Genomic DNA, 19,965 nt, shown 5'->3' on the forward strand with positions numbered 1-19,965 from the left:
TGCCTTTCGGAACATAGCGCAGCTACTTGTAGCTTGTAGCCGGTAGCTCGTAACTAATACGTTATGAATGAAATTCAACTACTGATTCGCATTAGTTATAAAATACATTATCTTTGTGCAAAGATGGAGTGTTTACGGCAAGTAAATTGTCACGTATGTTACACCCAATCACAAAAAACTTAAAAAGAATGGAACCACATATATTATTACAGATGCCATTGTTTCAAGGTATAACAGAGGAAACGCTATTACGGTTCGTTCTCTCTCACCAACATACCCTTAAATCTTATAAACCGGGAGAATTTATCGCCATGCAGGGAGATATTTACCGTTCTCTCTATATTCTATGCAATGGGACAGTGCGTACGCAAATGGTCAGTGCAGAAGGAAAACAACTCACCATAGAGACCCTCCGTGCCCCGAAACTCCTTGCACCGGCTTTCATCTTCGCTTCTGAAAACCGTTTCCCGGTGAATATCGAAACCCTGGAAACCTCGGAAGTATTGATTCTGAATAAGGATGCTTTTCTGGAGTTCATGCACCAGTACCCAGTCATCATGCAGAATTTCCTGAAGTTGATTTCCGACCGGAGCCTGTTTCTATCCAAGAAACTGAACGAGTTCGCCTTGCAAAGCCTGAAATCCAGATTGCTCAATTATGTAAAGATGCATGGAGGCATCGGTTCCCAACAGGAAGTGGCACATATACTGGGGGTGGCCCGTCCGTCATTAGCACGTGCTATATCTGAATTGAGCAATGAGGGTTGTATACAAATAGAAGGAAAAGAAATGTTTATTGACGAAGAGAATTCGAAGAAATACTTTTAATTCTACTTTTTCATCGTATCTTTGTACAACCAACTACCTAATATAATGAGGAAAATAACATTAACCGACAAACATCAGGAATTACTTTTCCAGATTCCACTGTTCCGTGACCTTCCCCTTAACATCAAGCATTCTTTGCTCGACAGGTTGGATATCTCCCTGTACTCAGTCGACAAAAAAGATATCATTGCCACCCAAGGAACACTCTGCAAGAAATTATATGTATTGTTGGAGGGGAAACTACGAGTAGATATTATTGACGGATTGGGAAATGAAGTCATGATAGAATATATCGTTGCGGCACGTGCATTCGCCACTCCTCATTTATTTAGTTCGGACGGAGTGCTGCCGGCAACCTTTACCGCCATGGAAGACAGTACCTTACTCACCGCCAGCAAAGAGTCCATGTTTAAGCTTATCAGCGAGGAACCTAAAATATTACACAACTTTCTTTGCATCACGGGCAATTGTAATGTCTGCACAGTATCCCGCCTGAAAACCCTATCACGAAAAACAGTGCGCGAACGTTTCGTTGTCTACTTGCTGGAACACAAGAAAAAGAATTCTTCAACGGTCAACATCATTCACAATCAGGCAACCCTTGCCGAATATCTGAATGTAACCCGCCCCGCACTATCGAAGGAAATTAATAAAATGATAAAGGAAGGAATTATCGATATGGATGGAAAGACAGTGCAGATACTCAATGAAGCTATATTAGAAAGGTACGTATAGGAGCTTTCTCCTGATACGTACCTTCATTTATTCTCTCTCTTACTACTGTGTTACCACTTCACGAACAGCACTCTGGGGTTGATGTTGACAGATATCCATCCCCAGTCTTGCCAGCTTTTATGATTGCCGCCTTTCACAACGTCCATCGTCTCCGTTCCGCGCATAATGGAGTATCCGGCGGAGAGTTTCACATCCTTCATCACCGACCAGTTTATTTGATAATCGACTTCCGAACCTAATGCTTTCTTCAATCCCGGCAACTTCACCGCAGTTGAGAAATGATGGTAGTTCAAATCCATATCCACTTTATCGGAAGCACGGAAACGTAAACCCAGACGTTTGTCAAACAAGCCGGGAGCATATCCGGGTTTAAAGTCGGACGCGTAGAAATAATCCATAGCTCCGTAAAACTTATGATGTGTGCCATACAGAACATTGAATGCCTTATACTTGTCACTGTCACCGCTGTTTCCACTTAGATAATCGGCGCTTGCCACTATCGTCCAAGTAGGTTTAAGGTTGTATGGGAAAGCATAAGCCACTTGCAGGCTGGCCATGAAAGCAGATACCTTCTGCACATTTTGGTTCTTGCCCGTCTGATAATAGAAGGCGCCGTCTACATTCCACCCATTTTCCCTGTAGGTGATATAAGTTCCCATCGTTTGCAGATAACGGGTGTGAGACTCTTTAGTAGCGGCATCTCCGGTTTCCAATCCCAGATTCATGAACAGTAAGGATGCATCAAAGGGAGTATAATCGGATTTATAGTGATACCAGAGTGTCTGCATATTCTTGTAAGGCTGCGCCCCGGCCTGCACGTAATAGGTGCCGCCTATCTTAGTCTCGTCATTCTGGTTGAAAGCGAGGATAAGATGCAATTGGTTGTTGGGATCGGCATAACCCAGTTTCAATGCATCATGATAGCGTCCGGCTATGTTCCAATCCAGTCCGCCCAGAATGCGCTCGTCATCATACGAAAGGGTCTGACGGCCTAATTGTGCAAAGAAGTTTTTACCGAAATTCAGTTTAGCCCATGCCTCGTTCATGATGAAACGTCCGTTCTTGTCAATTTGCGGATCTTGTCCCCATACCCCCACATGCTGAGCCGAGATTTTCATTTGCAAATCAGAACGCTTGTACTCCATAGAGAGGCGTGCACGGTTATTGATGAATCCCGCAGGTTTCTCTCCTTCATTACGGGGCATCAGAGCACCGTTACGATATTCCGCACGAGGTCTAATCTGAATGGACATTGTAAATTCATTCTCTTTTTCTGTAGTTTGCGTATACGCCATGCTTGGCAAAAGCATGAGAAGCATTGCCCAATAAGTAGTTTTCATAATGATTATCAGTTTAAATTATACGTATGAATGCTGACTCCCTGTGCAGAGGGCAGATAGTTTATACCATACCAGCACATTTGCAGCAAAACAAATGATATCAGAAGTAAAATTAAGGCCTTACGGTATAACAAAGGTTTTCCAAGGCGGAAATGTATATAAATCAGATAGGAGAACCACGTAGCGGCCGCCCATGTCTCTTTCGGGTCCCACGACCAGTAATGTCCCCACGCCTCTTTTGCCCATATAGCCCCCGACAGCATGCCTAATGTCATGAATGCCAATCCTACATAAGTCAGATTATTGCATAGGTCCATCTCCCGGCTGTCAATCGGCTTCTTCTTGAACCAAAGCAGATAAATAGCCATCACGGTGGCCGCACCCAGCATAGCATAGGCAAACATATATACGATGACATGCGGCGTAAACCACGGACTTTGCAAAGCCGGCATCAAAGTTTTGTTATGTATTTCCGGTTTGAAGATATTGATACAGATAAATACCAGTGATAGGATAAAACTGAAACTGAGTATCCACTTATACCTCCAACGGCTGTATGTGATGAGTCCTGCCAGTGGAAGAAAGAAAGAGTACCACAGGCGCGTTTCTCCCATGGTCCGCATAGGCGGGCGTTCCAGGGAAATCCACATTCCCACAATAAAACAGAAGAAGAGAGCAAGCCCTATCAAGGTAAGCCCGCCAACAATATACGGTTTTCTCCCGCGCCAGGCGGCAAAGGCACCGAATCCCCAGAAGTGCAGGGCGGCAATTGAAAACGGTACAAAATAATCCCACGTCATTCAGCGTCCTCCTCTTTTCTTTTTTGTGCATTGACAAACAGACAGATAGCTCCCAGCACCATCATGATAATACCCGTATAAACAGCAGGCAACCACGGATCACGTACCAGTTCGAACACACTGATATCGCTCCAACGCCCTTTCGTATCATCATAACTCAATTGATAAATATTCCATCCCGCCACATTCAGGGGATGGTTCACTGCAATCGTATCTTCCACCTGTTTGCCATCTTCCGTGTAAACTTTCACTGTAGATGCAAAACGCTGCGGTTCGCGTTCCGGCATGATAAGGCTTGTCAACGAATCCAGACGCAATGCCTTATATGGAAAAATAAAACTACCGCAACTTACCCACCCCTCCTTTGCCGCTTTCGTCTTCTGATTGATAGCCTGCAAATAAACGGCATACGTGGCTCCCATCGAATGGAATTCGGTAAACTTCACCGTATCTTCCGTAGCCACAGAAGCCGCCCAGGGAATCGTTTGCCGGATAGTCACCAGCCAATCGGCCAGTCGTCCATCCGTGATACCTTCTTCCAGCAACAAATGTTCCGGTGCTTTTTCAGGCAACGTACGGCCTGTTTCATTATCAATCAGCATCAGTTTCGGAGGATACTCGTCAATCGTGAAGTCTTTCAGTTCAATGGCCAGCGGAAGTTCTATCAATTTACCGTGCTCATCCATTGCACGCCATTCGGCATTATCTATCCGGGTAGTCATTTTCAACCGCTGCATATCGGCATTTCCCAAGGTTGCCGTAATCAGGGCAATAAACAGCCCGGCATGATTCAAAAGGAAAGCAAGTTTCTTCCATCTGAATGGAAATCCGGCACGAAGCGTAGTCAGCCCCAATACAGTCACCATCCAGATATAAAGCAATACAAAAGGCCATGCCGAAAGCATTCGTGAGAAACCAAGCACATCCGCCGGATGACCGGAAGGGACCTGACGGATAAGTCCCATCACCACCGTAATGCCCGCCACCCATAAAAGAGAAGAGACAGCCGATGTATAATGACTCATCCAACCGAAGAAATAGACACGCTTGCGCAGGCAGTGCATGGCAACTATTCCGGCTATATATAAAACCAGAACAATGATGTTCACCGGACAGGCAAACAGACTCCAATCTATTTCACCGATTGCAATCTGTAGCAGCCATCCTGTCATCAACAGTCCTGCGTCTATCAGGCATCCTTCTTTAAATCCCCACGGTCTGATCCACATATCTCTGTTTTATTTCTGGGCCAGGCGACCGTTAGCTTTCGCTTTTTCCAGCCATGCAGGTACAGTTGTTTTCAAGAATTTCTCTTTAGCAGCTCTTTCTGCATCCATGTCGAGGCCAATGTATTGTTGCGCTTTCTCTTTGGTTGAAATATCTGGCATCGGCACATCATCCGTAAAACCATGCTTAGCCAATACTCTTGATACAGCCAGACGAGCCTGCATAGCCTTGTCCAATCCATGTGAAAGGATACGTTGGATTTCCTGCGGAGCATGGAAAGAACCACCGTGAGAAGCCACACCGAAATCCCAACGCCACTGCGCCTGACGAATCAGGGCAAGTACATCTTTCATCTGATCTTCCGTAGCCCCCTTGTCCCATGCAAACTTAGCCTCGATATGAGCTTTGGCGAGTTCCTGTTCCAGACGGTTACGTATTTCGTTAGCCTTACGTTGGCGTTCGTATACATTGTTACGCAATGTTTCTTCACTTTCGCGATGGCAAGTCTGACAAGTGCGGTCTATCATCGCCAACGGGCTTTGAATATGGTGATCACTGAATTTCACACCACCTTCGCTCTTATAAGGCATGTGACAATCTGCACAAGATACCCCTCTCTGACCGTGGATACCCATCTGACAGATTTCATAATCAGGATGCTGCGCTTTCAATATCGGAGCACGGCTCAGTTTATGAATATAATCATAGAAACCTTCATTATCATAATAAGCCTCCATATCTTCCACAGTAAAGCCTTTATCCCAAGGGAAAGTCAGGTACTTGCCATCACCCTTGAAGTAATATTCCACATGGCACTGCGCACAAACCAGTGAGCGCATTTCCTGCGGAGTAGCTTTCGTAATATCTCTGCCTTGACGTGCAAAAGCCTCGATCAAAGCCGGACGGCTGATGTGCAGGTTCATATTTTCCGGTTCGTGGCAATCGGCACATCCGATAGGATTTACAATCTCATCACCCATTGCTCCCCACTTATTATTATAGAATGCATCCACGCCGATAGCCTCCATCATACGGGGAACATCCGGACTCTTACAAGTCCAGCAGGTAGACGGTTGCGGACCATCTTCGGGAGTAGCAGGCGCACCCGTACGAAGGCTTGCCGTAATATCCTCTATCGCATGCATGTGCCCACGTGGAGTCGAATAGTCCTTTGAGAAAGCATATCCTGCCCACAGAACCACCATTTCGGGACGTTGTTCCAATACATCGACCGCAATGTTTCCATTGAACTCACTCTGGAAATCCGTCTTCGCTGTTTCCGTCCAAGTCTGATATTCACGGGGGAAATCACTTTTGAACACTTCATTACGGGCTTCAATGCCTGCAATAACAGTCCTGCGGTTATTGAACACGCTTTCTAATTCCGCCCGCCTCTCCATCAGTGCGGAAACACATAATCCTAATACAAACACGACTACCATCGAACCACCGAACAGCAGCCAGCCTTGCCATGATTTCAATTTCTTTTCCATAAGTATATTGATTTTATTTCATTATTTCTTAAGCATCTTTTGCAGCCAGCCCGGAACGGGCGATTCGGGATAAGGTACCAGTGCATTGGGAGTGGATGACAACGAGTTGCTTCCGCCATGCGGCACATCCCGGTGACAATCCCAACAAGCCTTACCCTCGCCTACCTGAGACATCATATAATCTATTTTCCCGGTTTTCACAAACTCCGCATTCAACTGCGTATGGCAACGGATACAGTTATTCATAATCACCTCTGAACTGGCTTCATGCGCCCTGATAACCTGCGGCTCGCTCTTTGTCAGGAAAGCAGCCACATGTTTCATACCGTCCATCCCCTTGAATGTCCATTTCTTTACGGCATTCTCATGAGGAACATGACAATCATTGCAAGTGGCATCCCGACTATGTGAACTGTGGAACCATGTAGCGTAGTAAGGTGCCATAATATGACAGTTCACGCATGCCGACGGCTCATCCCCCAAGTAGGTATGCGCCCGCAGCAAGTACATGAACAAGCCTCCCCCGCCCACAACGATACCGCAGATAACTATCGCAGCCACTTTCCATTTGTACGAAGGTAAAAACCTGTTTATAAATGACAATTTCTTCATAGGAAATAGTATTTTTCACAAAAGTAGGGGCTTTATTTTTAAAAAAGTGTAATAATGATTACATATTTTGCATAGTCTTGCGCTATCTTTGTCATGTTCCGTTGAGTAATTATCCGCCCTCATCCGTATATTCTTTAAACACCTAATGTTATTGATAGAATATGAAAGCACTTAGTTTATTGATATGCCTTCTCTTTTCAGGGATATTACAAGCCCAGGAGGTAGAAATCGCCTTCCGGCAGCAGTTGCCGGACAGCCATCCGCGTTATCTGACGAACAGCAACGGTAAGAGTGAAACCCTGAGTCTGATAGAAAAAGAAGATTGGGCAAAAGACGTATTTGAGAAACTAAAAAGGCGCACCGATCTTTATGCCAACCTGACAGACGCCCAACCGGACTGGTTACTTTCACGCCTTGCCATGTATTGGAAGTCTCATGCTACGGATGTATATATAAAAGGTGAAACCTTCGACCATGCCGGAGGCGAAAAAGCACCGGCACCCACCGTTCGCTATACCGGTACGCGCGGCACATTTGCCACCCACGGACGCCCCCGTCTGGAAGACGTAGTGCCATATGATGACGATGTGGAAGGAAATGTGACTTTCTGTAACAACGCCTTGCCCGGCCGCCCTATGGAGAGTGTACATCCTTCTAAAACCGGACGCAACATCGAGAGCCTGAACCGTGAAATCATGGGTATCGCCCGTGATGCCGCCTTCCTTTACTGGCTTACCGGAGAAGAAAGATATGCAGAACTCGCCGCCGGAGTATTCGATACCTATATGACCGGTATCTATTACCGGAATGTTCCCATCGACCTCAACCACGGCCATCAGCAAACGCTGGTAGGCATGAGTTCTTTCGAGGTTATTCACGAAGATATTCTTTATGACATCGTTCCCCTTTACGATTTCCTGTATGACTACCTGAATGCCCGGCATACCGACAAAATGGATATATACGCAGGAGCTTTCAAGAAATGGGCGGACAATATCATTGCAAACGGTGTTCCTCACAACAACTGGAACCTGATGCAGGCTCGGTATGTCATGAATATCGGTATGATACTGGAAAACAACAAGCAATATGCCGATGGCAAAGGACGCGAATATTACATTGATTATGTACTCAACCGTTCCAGTATCCGCCAATGGAGTCTGACTAAATTAGCCGATTATGGCTTCGATCCGAAGACAGGTATCTGGGCCGAATGTCCCGGATACAGCAATGTAGTACTGAATGACTACACCAGCTTTGCCACCCTCTTCGACCGGAATCTGAATTATGACCTGGTGAAAGCAATGCCAGTGCTTTCTAAAGCAGTAGCCGCTACTCCGCAATATTTGTTCCCCAACCGGATGATCTGTGGTTTCGGCGACACCCACCCGGGATATCTGAACACCCATCCTATATCCCGCATGATACGAAATGCACAGCACAACGGCAAGAAAGAGCAAGAAGAATATTTCACTGCCATGCTGAAATGCTTCCATCCCGATGCGGGAAAAACCAAAGACAACAAAAAAAGTGTCCCTGTTTCTATCAATTCTTTCTTTGATGAAAAGCCATTGGAACTGAATCCCAATATCGAAGCCGGAAAAATAGAGCAATATGTCTCTCCCTTCTTCTATGCACCGAACGTTTCCTGGCTGGTACAACGAAACGGAATGAATCCCCGTCACAGCCTTATGATATCCTTGAATGCCAGTGAAGGAAACCACATGCATGCCAATGGCATATCCATGGAGCTTTATGGTAAGGGATATGTTCTGGCTCCCGATGCCGGAATCGGCCTCTATTCATACAGTGGGCTGGATTATCTGGAATATTACTCTCAATTTCCCAGTCATAACACGGTATGCGTAGACGGCATTTCCAGTTACCCGGTTATGAAAAGTAATCACTCCTTTGATCTTAAATCCAGTTTCCCTGTTTCTTCCGAACCGGGAAAAGCTTTCACTTCCGTAACCTATAGCGATGTTTCTTTCCGTGAACCGGAAAGCCGTGCCGACCAGACCCGTATGATGAGTATCGTCACTACCGGTCCGGAAACCGGTTATTATGTAGATATCTTCCGCAGCCGGAAAGAACGCGGCGGTGATAAAATGCATGATTATTTCTACCATAATCTGGGGCAAACCCTAACACTGACAGGCACAGACGGTGCAGACCTGAATCTGCAACCCACCGAGGAACTGGCCTTTGCCGGTGCTCACCTTTATGCTTATTCTTATATCTATGATAAAAAATCGGCTACTACCGACAAAGACATAAAAGCTACATTCACCATTGCCATGCCCGACAAAGACGATATTTCAATGAACTTGTGGATGAAAGGAGAAACGGACCGGGAAGTTTTCACCGCCCTGTCTCCCATGACGGAAGGTTTGAGCCGTACTCCGGGGATGCCATATAATATAAAAGAACAGCCTACCCTGACTTTTGTAGCCCGCCAGAAAGGAGAAGCCTGGAACCGGCCGTTCGTCGCTATCTATGAGCCCTCATCCGTAAAAGAACCCGGCTGCATTGCCGAAGTAAGCTTCCCCGAAGTAAAAAGCAAAACGGAAAACAGTGCCACCGGTATATGTGTGGTACAGAAAAATGGACGCACAGATTATATTCTGTCATCAGATAATCCCACGGATATCTGCACCAGTGGAAAAATGAGTGCACAAGCCACCTATGCTTTATGGGGAAATAAAAAGGGCGATGATTGTACCTTCTTTTTAGGACATGGCACTTTGCTAAGCACCCCGAATGTAGTAATCAAGGCGGAAACTCCCGCAGATGTATTACTGGAATTCAAGAAAGGAGCATGGCATTACACCGCATCTGCCGATTGCACCATCAGCATTAAAAAGAAGACGTACCAGCTAAAAGCCAATACGGAGGAAAAGATATTAAAGTAGAATTTCATGTAATGATTAATTAATTGTATTATATAATTAGAAAGAGAAATAGCAAAAGTATCAAGGTCATATCAGCTTCCCGTCAAAACCTTGTCAAGTCCGTATCATCTCCGTGTCTATAGCCAAGGAGAAGGTACGGACTTGACAGGGACTTGGTACGGATTTGGTCATAAACCAACAGATCGGCAGAGGATTCCCGTCCTCTGAATTATCATTCTAAACCTAAACGTTTTCGTTCTTTTTCCTTATATTTGCTTGCAGAAACATAATATATAGAAACGAAATATAATATATAGTGAAAAACATATTAAAATATATCATCCTGTTATTCCTACTGTTTAGCTTCCTGCCGGGCTATTCCCTCCCCTCTGTATTCCGGGGATTGTCCGTCACCGAAGGGCTTTCCGACTTAGTAGTGAATGCACTTTATAAAGATTCCATTGGTTATGTTTGGATAGGTACTGGTAATTCTCTGGAACGTTTTGACGGTACGCGCCTGAAACATTTCCTAATTTCGGGAGCAAATGAAAAGATCAAGCGGGTCAATGCCATTGCCGAAATGGAAGGCAACCAGATATGGATGGGAAACGGTATGGGGCTTTGGCGGGTAAATACCGAAAAAGATATTCTCGAACCAATTGCTGCCGAAACATTACACTATGGTGTCCGCACCCTCCTACCTGATGGAAAAGGCACTTTATATATAGGGAGCGAGGCCGGTCTGTTTATCTATAAAAACGGGAATTTGGAACAAAAGCTCATAGATCCCAATGTCCTGTCAGCCTCTAATATCATCACCGGACTAAATCTTAGTGAAGATGGCATTCTCTGGATAGCTACCAACGACGGACTTTATTCCCTGACACTTGCCGACAAGAAAATCACCCCTTATCATAATATAGTAGAGGATAAACATTTTTGCTCTTACAACAATATCACCCGCATTGGCAACGTAATTTACCTGGGTACAATGGGGCAAGGCATCATCAGTTTCGACATACAGACGCATAAGTTTAAGCATTTTGTCGACGTAGGCTGTAATGTGATATCTTCCTTATCCAGTGATGGTAAAGATATGTTGTATGTGGGTACCGATGGAAACGGGGTTCATTTCATTTCGACCCAACAAATGAAACTTCTACGCTCTTTCCGCCATGAACCGGGAAAAGAAGAAAGTATCCGTTCCAACTCCGTGTACTCACTTTTGGTAGATCGTGATGGTCTCATCTGGATAGGCTTCTATCAGCTGGGACTGGACTATAGCTTATACCAAAGCGGACTTTTCTCTACTTACAGTTATCTCCCGTATTTTGACTCCAAAGATATGCCCGTCCGCAGTATCGCAATCACTGAACATGAAAAGTTAGTCGGCTCCCGCGACGGTTTATTCTACATAAACGAAGAGCAACGGCGTTTCAAAAACTTTAAATCTCCCGAATTGCGTTCCAGTATGATCTTCTGTATCTACAAATTTCAGGATAAATACTATATCGGAACATACGGCGGCGGCATGTACATATTCAATCCTGCTGATCTTACTATCCACGACTTCGAACCCAATGAACCACAACCTTTCATGCGGGGACAGATTTTCAGTATAAAAGCGGATGCCAAAGACCAATTGTGGATAGGTACCTCAATGGGGCTCTATTGCTATAAGGATGGAAAAAGAATCAAGCACTACACCAGTGCCAACTCCAAACTACCTGAAGGGAATGTTTATGAAATCTATTTCGACTCCACCCATAAAGGATGGATTTGTACGGAAAATGGCATGTGTATCTGGGACCCCTCTTCCGAAAGTCTAAAAAACGACATCTTCCCGGAAAACTTTATTCATAAAGAAAAGATCAGAGTTGTATATGAAGACTCCGACCATAATCTTTATTTCCTGCCGGACAAAGGCAGTATGTGTATATCCGATCTCTCCATGAGCCGTTTCAGAAGGTTGCAACCTGATACACAACTGGAAGGAAAAGATGGTATGTTTATATTGGAAGATGACGAAAAATGGCTCTGGATAGGAACCAATAATGGACTCTACCGCTACGACAAGAAAGAAACTTTTATTCCCTATAATTTCATAGATGGTATTCCCAGTTCTATTTTCACATTGTGCCCTCCCATACAGGACCAGCAGGGAAATATATGGATGGGAAATTCCAAAGGTCTGATTTATATGAATTTCAAGGAAAATAATCAGATGAAAAGATACACTTATCCGCTGACTATTACAGATATTTACGTCAACGGAAAGAAATCGCTTCATCCTGTTATTGAGAGTGGAAAAGTTCCTGAAATACAACTTGAATCTTCCCAAAACAACCTGACTTTTCATTTCTCCGGCTTTACCTATACCGAACCGGCTTATATGACTTATGAATATAAATTGGAAGGTGAAGATGAGGACTGGCAGATATTGACCGGAAAGTCGGAAATTACTTATTATGATTTGTCATCCGGAAACTATCTTTTTAAGTTACGTTATATCGGAAACCCTGATTCTGAAGTATGTACAGTTGTCCACATTGCCTATCCTGTAGAAACATGGAGCATTATTGCTGTTTCCATAGCTTTAGCTTTTATCGGCTACATATATTATCAGCGAAAGAGAAAAGCGAAGCAAATCAAAGTCATTCAACCTCAGTTATCGGAAGGAATACAGGAAGCTGAGAAGCAAGAAAAGACAGCTGAAGTAAAATACAAAACCAACAAGATAAGTGTAGAGGAATGTCAGCACCTGACTGAGAAACTGGAGACCCTGATGCACCGTGATAAGCCCTACACCAACCCCGATTTGAAAATAGCTGACCTGGCAACTATGCTCGGCAGATCGGCCCATACCCTATCTTATCTATTCAATCAACATTTGAATCGTAATTATTACGATTATATCAATGATTACCGCATTGAGGAATTCAAACGTCTTATCAATGAAGACGAGTATTCCAAATATACGCTGGGAGCGCTTGCCGAACTCTGCGGTTTCAGTTCACGCGCCTCTTTCTTCCGCTACTTCAAGAAAGCTACCGGTATCACTCCCAATGAATATATCCGGAGTATCGGAAAGAATAACAAATAAATCACTAATTAAAGTACATTGAATGATTTTTAGCAATTATCTTTCAGTATATTGAAAGATAATTGCTGTTTTTGTGTTCATAAACTAAGGAATCATGGAGAAATCGAATCCGAAACTAAAACAGCCATACAGGTTTCCTATACGTTATCGCAAAGTAATTGAATATACATCTACTAAATATCCTCCAGAGTCTCAAATTATTAGTTGACACTATGAGTCTCAAACTCTTAAACCACTATATATTAGCGACTTATTCCATATTTAGTCCAACGTAATGAGATGAGATTTGTTAAGCACTATAGAAAAATATTTTCTGCTTTTTACCTTTTATATTTGCAATCGTAACGCTAATGTAAAACGTAACCAAAGTCTGAAAGCATGGAAAACAAAAAGATGACATCCGTTCAATTGATAGCTGACTCTTACGCGAGTTATCATCGCTCTGTTTATCTCTATATATGTTATAGAATAAATAGTAAAGAGGAAGCCGAAGATTTATCTCAGGACGTATTTCTGCGTCTAATGGACTACAAGAAAATGCTTCGTCCGGACACCGTGAAATATTTCATTCACACCATAGCCCGCAACCTGGTGAACGACTACTTACGCCGCCACTATAAGAAACAGGAAATAACCTCTTATATATATGAGCATGCAGTAACCTACACGAATGAAACCGAAAGTCGGGTTATTGCAAAGGATTTACTATCCTTAGAAAAGCGTAAACTACAATTGCTTTCCGAACAACGCAGGAAAGTCTATGTACTGAATCGCTTTCAAGATAAATCCGTCTTAGAAATTTCCATGAGTCTGAATATCTCCCATCGTACGGTTGAGAACCATTTGTTCGCCAGCCGTAAGGAGATACGGGAGTTCATCAAACAATGCATCTAATTAGATTAAATAATAGTGTTAATTTTAAATTTATAGTTTATGAAGAAAGATTTGCTAAAGTTCCCGTTAAAGAGAGTTCTTCTCTCTACGGTGATTTTGTGTTCTCTATCTGCCATAATCAGCTCCTGCGGAGAAGAAGAAGGCAGAATTTCAGTTAATGATGCGGCACCGGAAAAGGTTACCAATGTAACTACTAAAGCTGGTCCGGGTGAAGTTACGTTAAGTTGGACCAACCCTGCCAGTTCCAGTTTCATGTACACAAAGATTGAGTACACGAATGCAAAAGGTGAAAAGAAATATGAGTTGATTTCCAAAGAAAGAGGTTCAACGGCCACAATCAAAGGTTTTGCAAACACTGCCCCTCAGTCTTTTTCATTGTTTGCCTGCTCTGTAAGAGGGAATAACTCCGGAGCCGTCGACGTCTCACAAGCACCGGACTCTCCCGCGTTTATGGAAGTTGTCAAGACCGTCACTCTTGCACCGGTACTGGGTGGAGTACTTGTAGATTACGAAAATAACTACAACACGACGGTTGTAATAGCATTAGAATTTCATGCGGCAAGCGACCCAAGCAAGGCAGGCTCAACTAAGTTCCAGGCTCCCGCTAAATCTAAAGGTCCTCAACTGGTGATGCTTACCGATGCTAATAACGAATTTCTCACAGGCGAATGCATCGTCAACGTCAGTGCAGAAGACGAATATGAAAATGCTTCAGAACCTAAAGCACTAAAAGCTACTCCCATCCCGGCTATGAAGATAGACCGTAGCAACTGGACTTTCCCGGGATATAATGAGAATTCCAGTGACGGCACTATAGGTTACAGTTCGCAAGAAGCTATAGGCGAAGGGAACCAGGACGGTTTGAAAAATGGCCGTGTAACTTCTATGATAGACAGTAGCCTGAAAACTTACTGGCATGCTTCCTGGAAAACTCCTTCTACAAGTTATCCGCATTGGTTCATCCTTGATATGGGTAAAGAAGTCACCATAGCGAGCGTTGAACTGACCCGCCGCCAAAGTGATGCCAGAGGTCAGAAAGGACAGAAGATTTACACCTGTACTGAAGCCGGTGCAGCAGATCCCGGCAATCCGGACAGTTGGAGTTGGGTGGACCATGGTTCATTTGCTTTTAACCCGAATATAGATGCTCCGCAATCCTTCGGCTTATCAACGACCCCAAGAGCCAGATATATCAAAGTCTACTTCGGAACAGAACATAAAGGTACAGGAGGCCAGGCAATGCTTGCAGACCTGAATGTTTATGGCGCTGAATAAAAAATCTAATACTATAATTTAAGCAAATAGTTTATATCATGAGAAAAAGAATAATATTCGCAGCAGCTTTATGCCTGACGGTAATCTATCCTGCATATAACGCAAATGCTGCAACGGAAGTGGCTCAGGAAGTGCAACAAGCCGGAACCATTCGAGGTAAGGTTGTTGACAACAACGGAGAACCGGTTATAGGCGCTAATGTCATGGTGAAAGGTACAACTAACGGTGTGATTACGGATATAGACGGTAATTTCGTACTGAATAATGCAAAAGGCACATTGGTTATCTCTTACATCGGTTATAAAACAGTTGAACTCCCCATCGGTGACAAGACGAACTTCAACGTGAAGCTGGTGGAAGACTCCGAACTGCTGAGCGAAGTGGTGGTAACCGGTTATGGTGTGGCCAAAAAGGCTTCATTGACCAGTGCCATTTCCCAAGTTAAGGGTGATGACGTGTTCAAGAACAGAGGTATTGCCAATACTACTCTGGCTTTGCAAGGTGAGGTCCCGGGATTGGTAGTGACACGCAGTTCCACCCGTCCGGGTAGCGAAGGAGCAGCAATCAAGATCCGTGGTGATGTTTCCATGAATGGCAATGATCCACTAATTATAATTGATGGGGTTGCCGGTTCACTAAGCGAGTTGAACTCTATGGATGGTAACGATATTGAAAATATTTCCGTTCTGAAAGATGCTTCGGCTGCTATTTATGGCGCACGTTCAGCATCAGGTGTTATCCTGGTAACTACCAAACGCGGTAAAAAAGGCAAAGCTCAAGTATCTTATAGCGGTACAATCAGCCGTACCATTGATGGTATTCAGGCACCTCTTACAAACAATCAGGAGTGGCTGGACATGTTCTTTGAGGCACAATACTATGATACGGCTGCCAGTAATCCGAAACTGACGGACCCGCGGGAAATTTATCAGAATTTAGATTGGTGGATATTCAAAAGTTTTGGTGGACAATCAGTAGCAAAGAATGGTGAGGGTAAATGGGCACCGAACTACAACGATATTGATCCGGATACCAGTGCTCCTATGATGTATAAGCATGATAAACTGTTCAATGCTTTGCGGGCAGGAAGATCCATCTTTGCACAGAATGGGACTAAGATTGAAAGTTGGATGCCTTCAAACTATATGTTAGATGCATTTTATGGGCAGGCAACATCACAGAAACACTCAGTCAGTATTTCAGGAGCTGATGAAAAATTTGGATATAGAGCTTCTTTGAGCTACAGTGACGCCAATTCACAATTGAAAGTGGCCGAAGACGGTGAAAAGAAATATGGAGCCCGCTTGAATGCAGACTATCAGCCTATTGACATCTTGAAGTTTGAAACCGGCATGTCTTACGAGAAAAAAGACAAAAGAACGCCAAGTACAGATGTGGGTGGCGGATATTTCGATCCTTGGTTCTGGGCTTTTTTAAATGAAAACGGTGATGCTTACGATACTTTCAGTGGAAACCGTAATCCATACGGAGGCTTGCTGCAAGGCGGTCAAAACACGACTTCACTTTCTACTTTCCGTGCCACAGGAAAAGTGACGCTCGACTTAAACAAATGGGTAAAAGGGTTCAACCTTTCGGCTACCGGCGCCTATAAAATGGTCCGTGAAGACTATACGGAGCAGGTAAACAAAGTACAATATTATGACTGGGTAGGAACAGAAACCGGAAACAAGCAAGGCCCCGGTTCGCTAAAAGAACAAAATAAGAAATGGGAAAATGTTACTTTAGGAGCATTTGCCAATTATGACCGTATGTTTATGAATGTTCACCATGTAAAGGTCATGTTGGGTATGACCGCTGAACAGGAAACTTACAAACGAATCGGTGCAGTGCGTAAGATGGGACCTCTTTATCCCGGCTCCGATTTGGTGGACTTGGATGTATGGATTAGCGGTACTAACAATGAGGCTTATGGAGAACAAAATTCATGGGGCTTTGTATCTTATCTTACCCGTTTGAATTATGACTATGCCGGTAAATATCTGGTAGAATTTTTGGGACGTCGTGACGGTTCGTCCAAACTGGTGAAAGAACAACGTTGGAAAAACTTCTATTCGGTTTCCGGTGGTTGGATTATTTCTAATGAGGATTTTATGAAGAGATTTACTTGGTTAAGTAATTTGAAGTTGCGCTACAATTATGGTAAGATGGGTAGTGTAAACGGTATCGGTAACTATGAATCCTATGCACTGATTAAAACCGGAGGTACTGTACTGGGAGTCAGTCCTTCTTCCCATGCTTCATTCAAGCTGGATGGTATGCGTTCGGGCGAACGTAGCTGGGAAACGATTGAGAGCCACAATGCCGGTATAGATATCGCTTTTCTGGACCATAGACTGAACGGCTCATTCGATTACTTTGTGAAGACCAATACAGGTATGTTTATTGGAGTTACCTATCCTTCTATCTTGGGGGCCGGTGCACCGAAAAGTAACGATGGTAAGTTCCGGACGAAAGGTTGGGAAGCAACAGTGAACTGGAGAGATCAAATTGGTGGCGTAAAGTACAATTTAGGTTTCTCTCTGGCAGATTACAAATCAAAAGTATTACAATTTACGGATATGACCAACGTTCCATTCCCGGGAAATTTGGGTCGTGGCGACCGTATTGAAAATTGGAATAACAACGCTAAGAATTACTATCTGGTAGGCAAATCGCTTTCACCGGTCTACGTCTTCCAGACAGACGGTATTTTCCAAACCCAGGAAGAAGTAGATGCATATTATGAAATGTATTATTGGAATGCAGACCACACCGCACCGAAGGCAGGTAACATCATTCCTGCTCCGGCTGACTCAGGTACCGGCCGCCTTCGTCCGGGTGCTCGTAAGGTAGTCGATTTGGATGGCGACGGTGTCATTACAAAGGATGATATCTATTATGCCGGCGACAGAGACCCGCATCTTACGTTCACCATCAAAGCCGGATTGGAATGGAAAGGAATTGATGTCAGTGCCTTCTTCCAAGGAGTGGGGAATCAAGTAGTTTTACGTCAAGGCCAGATACCGTACCTTTGGAGAACAAACTATGTGATGCAAAACAAGACCTATATGGGTAAAACGTGGACACCGGAGAATACGGGTGCTGAATATACCATTGCCTCACGTGATCAAAATTTCAACGCTTGGAATTATCAATATAAAGATGTCAGCTTGCAGAAGAACAGATACATCCGTCTGAAATCGTTGGTAGTAGGTTATACACTTCCAAAACAATGGACGGCAAAGGCCGGACTGAATAAAGTGAGACTCTATTTCTCAGGAGACGATTTGTGGGAATGGACCAAGGTGAAAGACGGATACGATCCTGAGTTTGGCGAAGAAACCAATAACTCTTTCCCATTCAGCCGCTTGCTTTCATTTGGCGTAGACGTAACATTCTAAATTAACCTTTAAATACGAAAGAAATGAAAAGTATAATAAACAGAATATTTATAGCATCGGCATTGACTTTTTCTTTGTCGGCTTGCAGCGACTTTCTTAATAAAGAACCTTTGTCACAAGGCACGGAGGCGATTGTCTTCAAAACTCCCGAGCATTTTGAACAGGCTGCCTATTATTTGTACGATCTGTATGGATGGGATTACAATGCAATGGACCGCAATCTTGATATTTCCGGTCTGGGAAGCAACGGTGGTGGTACTGCTCCCGAAAGTAGTGGTAGCTGGGGTGGTCCTTATGGCCAAATCCGCGATTGCAACATCCTGCTGGAAAAGGCTGAAGCTTATGCGGGAGATAAGAATGCAATATCCCATGCTGTAGGAACCGCCCACTTCTTCCGTGCCTGGCAGTACTTCAAACTTTTAAAAACTTACGGCGGAGTACCTATTGCAGACCATTCATTGGACTTGACCGATCCCACATTGCAGGCTCCACGCAACAGTCGCTATGAAGTTGCCAATTTTATTATCAACGACTTAAAGGAAGCGGTAAATCTGCTTACGAAGGAGAAAGATATTCCGGATGCCGATAAAGGCAAGATAAGTAAAGAAGCCGCGCAATCTTTCCTGGCACGAGTAGCCCTTTATGAAGGAACATGGGAGAAATATGTTCCAAGCATAGGGTATGACTTGGATGGCGATGGCACAAATTCGGGAGCCGGTACTGCAAAACCCGAAGGCTACCCTTCGGTAACGGAGCTGTTGACATTAGCGCAAACAATGGCCAAAGACGTCATTACCGAAGCTGAAACCGGAACTTTCAAGCTCTGGAATGAATGCGATTCGTTGAGTTACTACTACCTTTTCAATATTGATGATACAGAAGGTAATATTCCTAACTTTAAGGGTAAAGGAAAAGCTACCAACAAAGAATTCATTATTTGTAGAAAGTACGATTTCAACATTGCTAAGCCCAATAAGAACATATCGCATACTGTCATTGTCGGTTTGGCAACGTCCATCAGCCAGCAGTTCGGCGAATCCTTCTTATGCCGTAACGGTTTGCCTATCCGCATCAGCTATACCGGCAACATGGCAAACGCGCAAAACAATCCGCAGTTTGAAGGTTACGAAACCTTTGTCGGAGAATACCGCAATCGCGATTATCGCTTTGTAAGTTGCACCTATATACCCGACCGCACTTTCTGGAGTAGCCGTGTAGAAGACGGACGTCAATTAACCGCTACCGGAAAACCTTATCCGGATCCGGTCTTTCCCCAAAGCGATGAAGTTTATAATCCGGGGGATCCTGCTTACAGTAGTTCTTGCGGTGTTTTTAAGCCAACTCTTCGCAATAACAGTACCGCCAGC

General features: G+C 44.1%; 13 protein-coding genes. 8 read left to right on the forward strand and 5 right to left on the reverse strand.

Translation table 11 applies throughout. From position 1 onward, the window contains the following. The first annotated feature begins 188 nt into the window (after positions 1–188). Together QZ135_RS21500 and QZ135_RS21505 are read left to right on the forward strand one after the other, a co-directional pair. Entirely contained in the window at positions 189–827 is a 639-nt protein-coding gene (locus tag QZ135_RS21500; RefSeq protein ID WP_294614360.1) for a Crp/Fnr family transcriptional regulator, read from the forward strand. Between the two features lie 45 nt (positions 828–872). After that, positions 873–1,562: a Crp/Fnr family transcriptional regulator gene (locus QZ135_RS21505; RefSeq protein WP_044271327.1), complete on the forward strand. Its 690-nt coding sequence runs from the start codon at positions 873–875 to the stop codon at positions 1,560–1,562. Positions 1,563–1,612: 50 nt separating this feature from the next. On the opposite strand, the gene QZ135_RS21510 is transcribed toward QZ135_RS21505, so the two are convergent. The 5 genes from QZ135_RS21510 to nrfH are packed head-to-tail and all read right to left on the reverse strand — an operon-like array spanning position 1,613 to position 7,034. Further along, entirely contained in the window at positions 1,613–2,902 is a 1,290-nt protein-coding gene (locus tag QZ135_RS21510) for an alginate export family protein (protein ID WP_294614363.1), read from the reverse strand. Positions 2,903–2,910: 8 nt separating this feature from the next. After that, the gene (gene ccsA / locus QZ135_RS21515; protein WP_294614366.1) at positions 2,911–3,702 is read right to left on the reverse strand and encodes a cytochrome c biogenesis protein CcsA; all 792 of its coding nucleotides are present in this window, start codon (positions 3,700–3,702) and stop codon (positions 2,911–2,913) included. Continuing rightward, positions 3,699–4,931: a cytochrome c biogenesis protein ResB gene (locus QZ135_RS21520; RefSeq protein ID WP_294614368.1), complete on the reverse strand. Its 1,233-nt coding sequence runs from the start codon at positions 4,929–4,931 to the stop codon at positions 3,699–3,701. Before QZ135_RS21520 ends, ccsA begins: the two co-directional genes overlap by 4 nt. Positions 4,932–4,940: 9 nt before the next feature. Continuing rightward, on the reverse strand, positions 4,941–6,422 hold the full coding sequence (gene nrfA / locus QZ135_RS21525) for an ammonia-forming cytochrome c nitrite reductase (protein WP_294614370.1): 1,482 nt from the start codon (positions 6,420–6,422) through the stop codon (positions 4,941–4,943). Between the two features lie 21 nt (positions 6,423–6,443). After that, the gene (nrfH, locus tag QZ135_RS21530; RefSeq protein ID WP_195209308.1) at positions 6,444–7,034 is read right to left on the reverse strand and encodes a cytochrome c nitrite reductase small subunit; all 591 of its coding nucleotides are present in this window, start codon (positions 7,032–7,034) and stop codon (positions 6,444–6,446) included. A 161-nt stretch (positions 7,035–7,195) separates the two neighbouring features. Here nrfH and QZ135_RS21535 point away from each other — a divergent pair, with 161 nt between their 5' ends. The 6 genes from QZ135_RS21535 to QZ135_RS21560 all read left to right on the forward strand — a co-directional run. After that, on the forward strand, positions 7,196–9,946 hold the full coding sequence (locus tag QZ135_RS21535; RefSeq protein ID WP_294614374.1) for a heparinase II/III family protein: 2,751 nt from the start codon (positions 7,196–7,198) through the stop codon (positions 9,944–9,946). 295 nt (positions 9,947–10,241) lie between these two features. Then, positions 10,242–13,028, forward strand: a complete 2,787-nt coding sequence (locus QZ135_RS21540; RefSeq protein ID WP_294614377.1) for a two-component regulator propeller domain-containing protein — start codon at positions 10,242–10,244, stop codon at positions 13,026–13,028. A 378-nt stretch (positions 13,029–13,406) separates the two neighbouring features. After that, positions 13,407–13,922 carry a sigma-70 family RNA polymerase sigma factor gene (locus QZ135_RS21545; protein WP_294614380.1) on the forward strand — a complete coding sequence of 172 codons (516 nt, stop codon included), beginning with the start codon at positions 13,407–13,409 and terminating at the stop codon, positions 13,920–13,922. Positions 13,923–13,961: 39 nt separating this feature from the next. Continuing rightward, on the forward strand, positions 13,962–15,197 hold the full coding sequence (locus QZ135_RS21550; RefSeq protein WP_294614383.1) for a DUF4959 domain-containing protein: 1,236 nt from the start codon (positions 13,962–13,964) through the stop codon (positions 15,195–15,197). 38 nt (positions 15,198–15,235) lie between these two features. Further along, on the forward strand, positions 15,236–18,598 hold the full coding sequence (locus tag QZ135_RS21555) for a TonB-dependent receptor (RefSeq protein WP_294614386.1): 3,363 nt from the start codon (positions 15,236–15,238) through the stop codon (positions 18,596–18,598). A 23-nt stretch (positions 18,599–18,621) separates the two neighbouring features. Further along, the coding region (locus QZ135_RS21560) for a RagB/SusD family nutrient uptake outer membrane protein (protein ID WP_294614389.1) at positions 18,622–19,965 on the forward strand (1,344 nt) is incomplete at its 3' end.

Source organism: uncultured Bacteroides sp. (assembly GCF_905207245.1).
GTDB lineage: Bacteria > Bacteroidota > Bacteroidia > Bacteroidales > Bacteroidaceae > Bacteroides.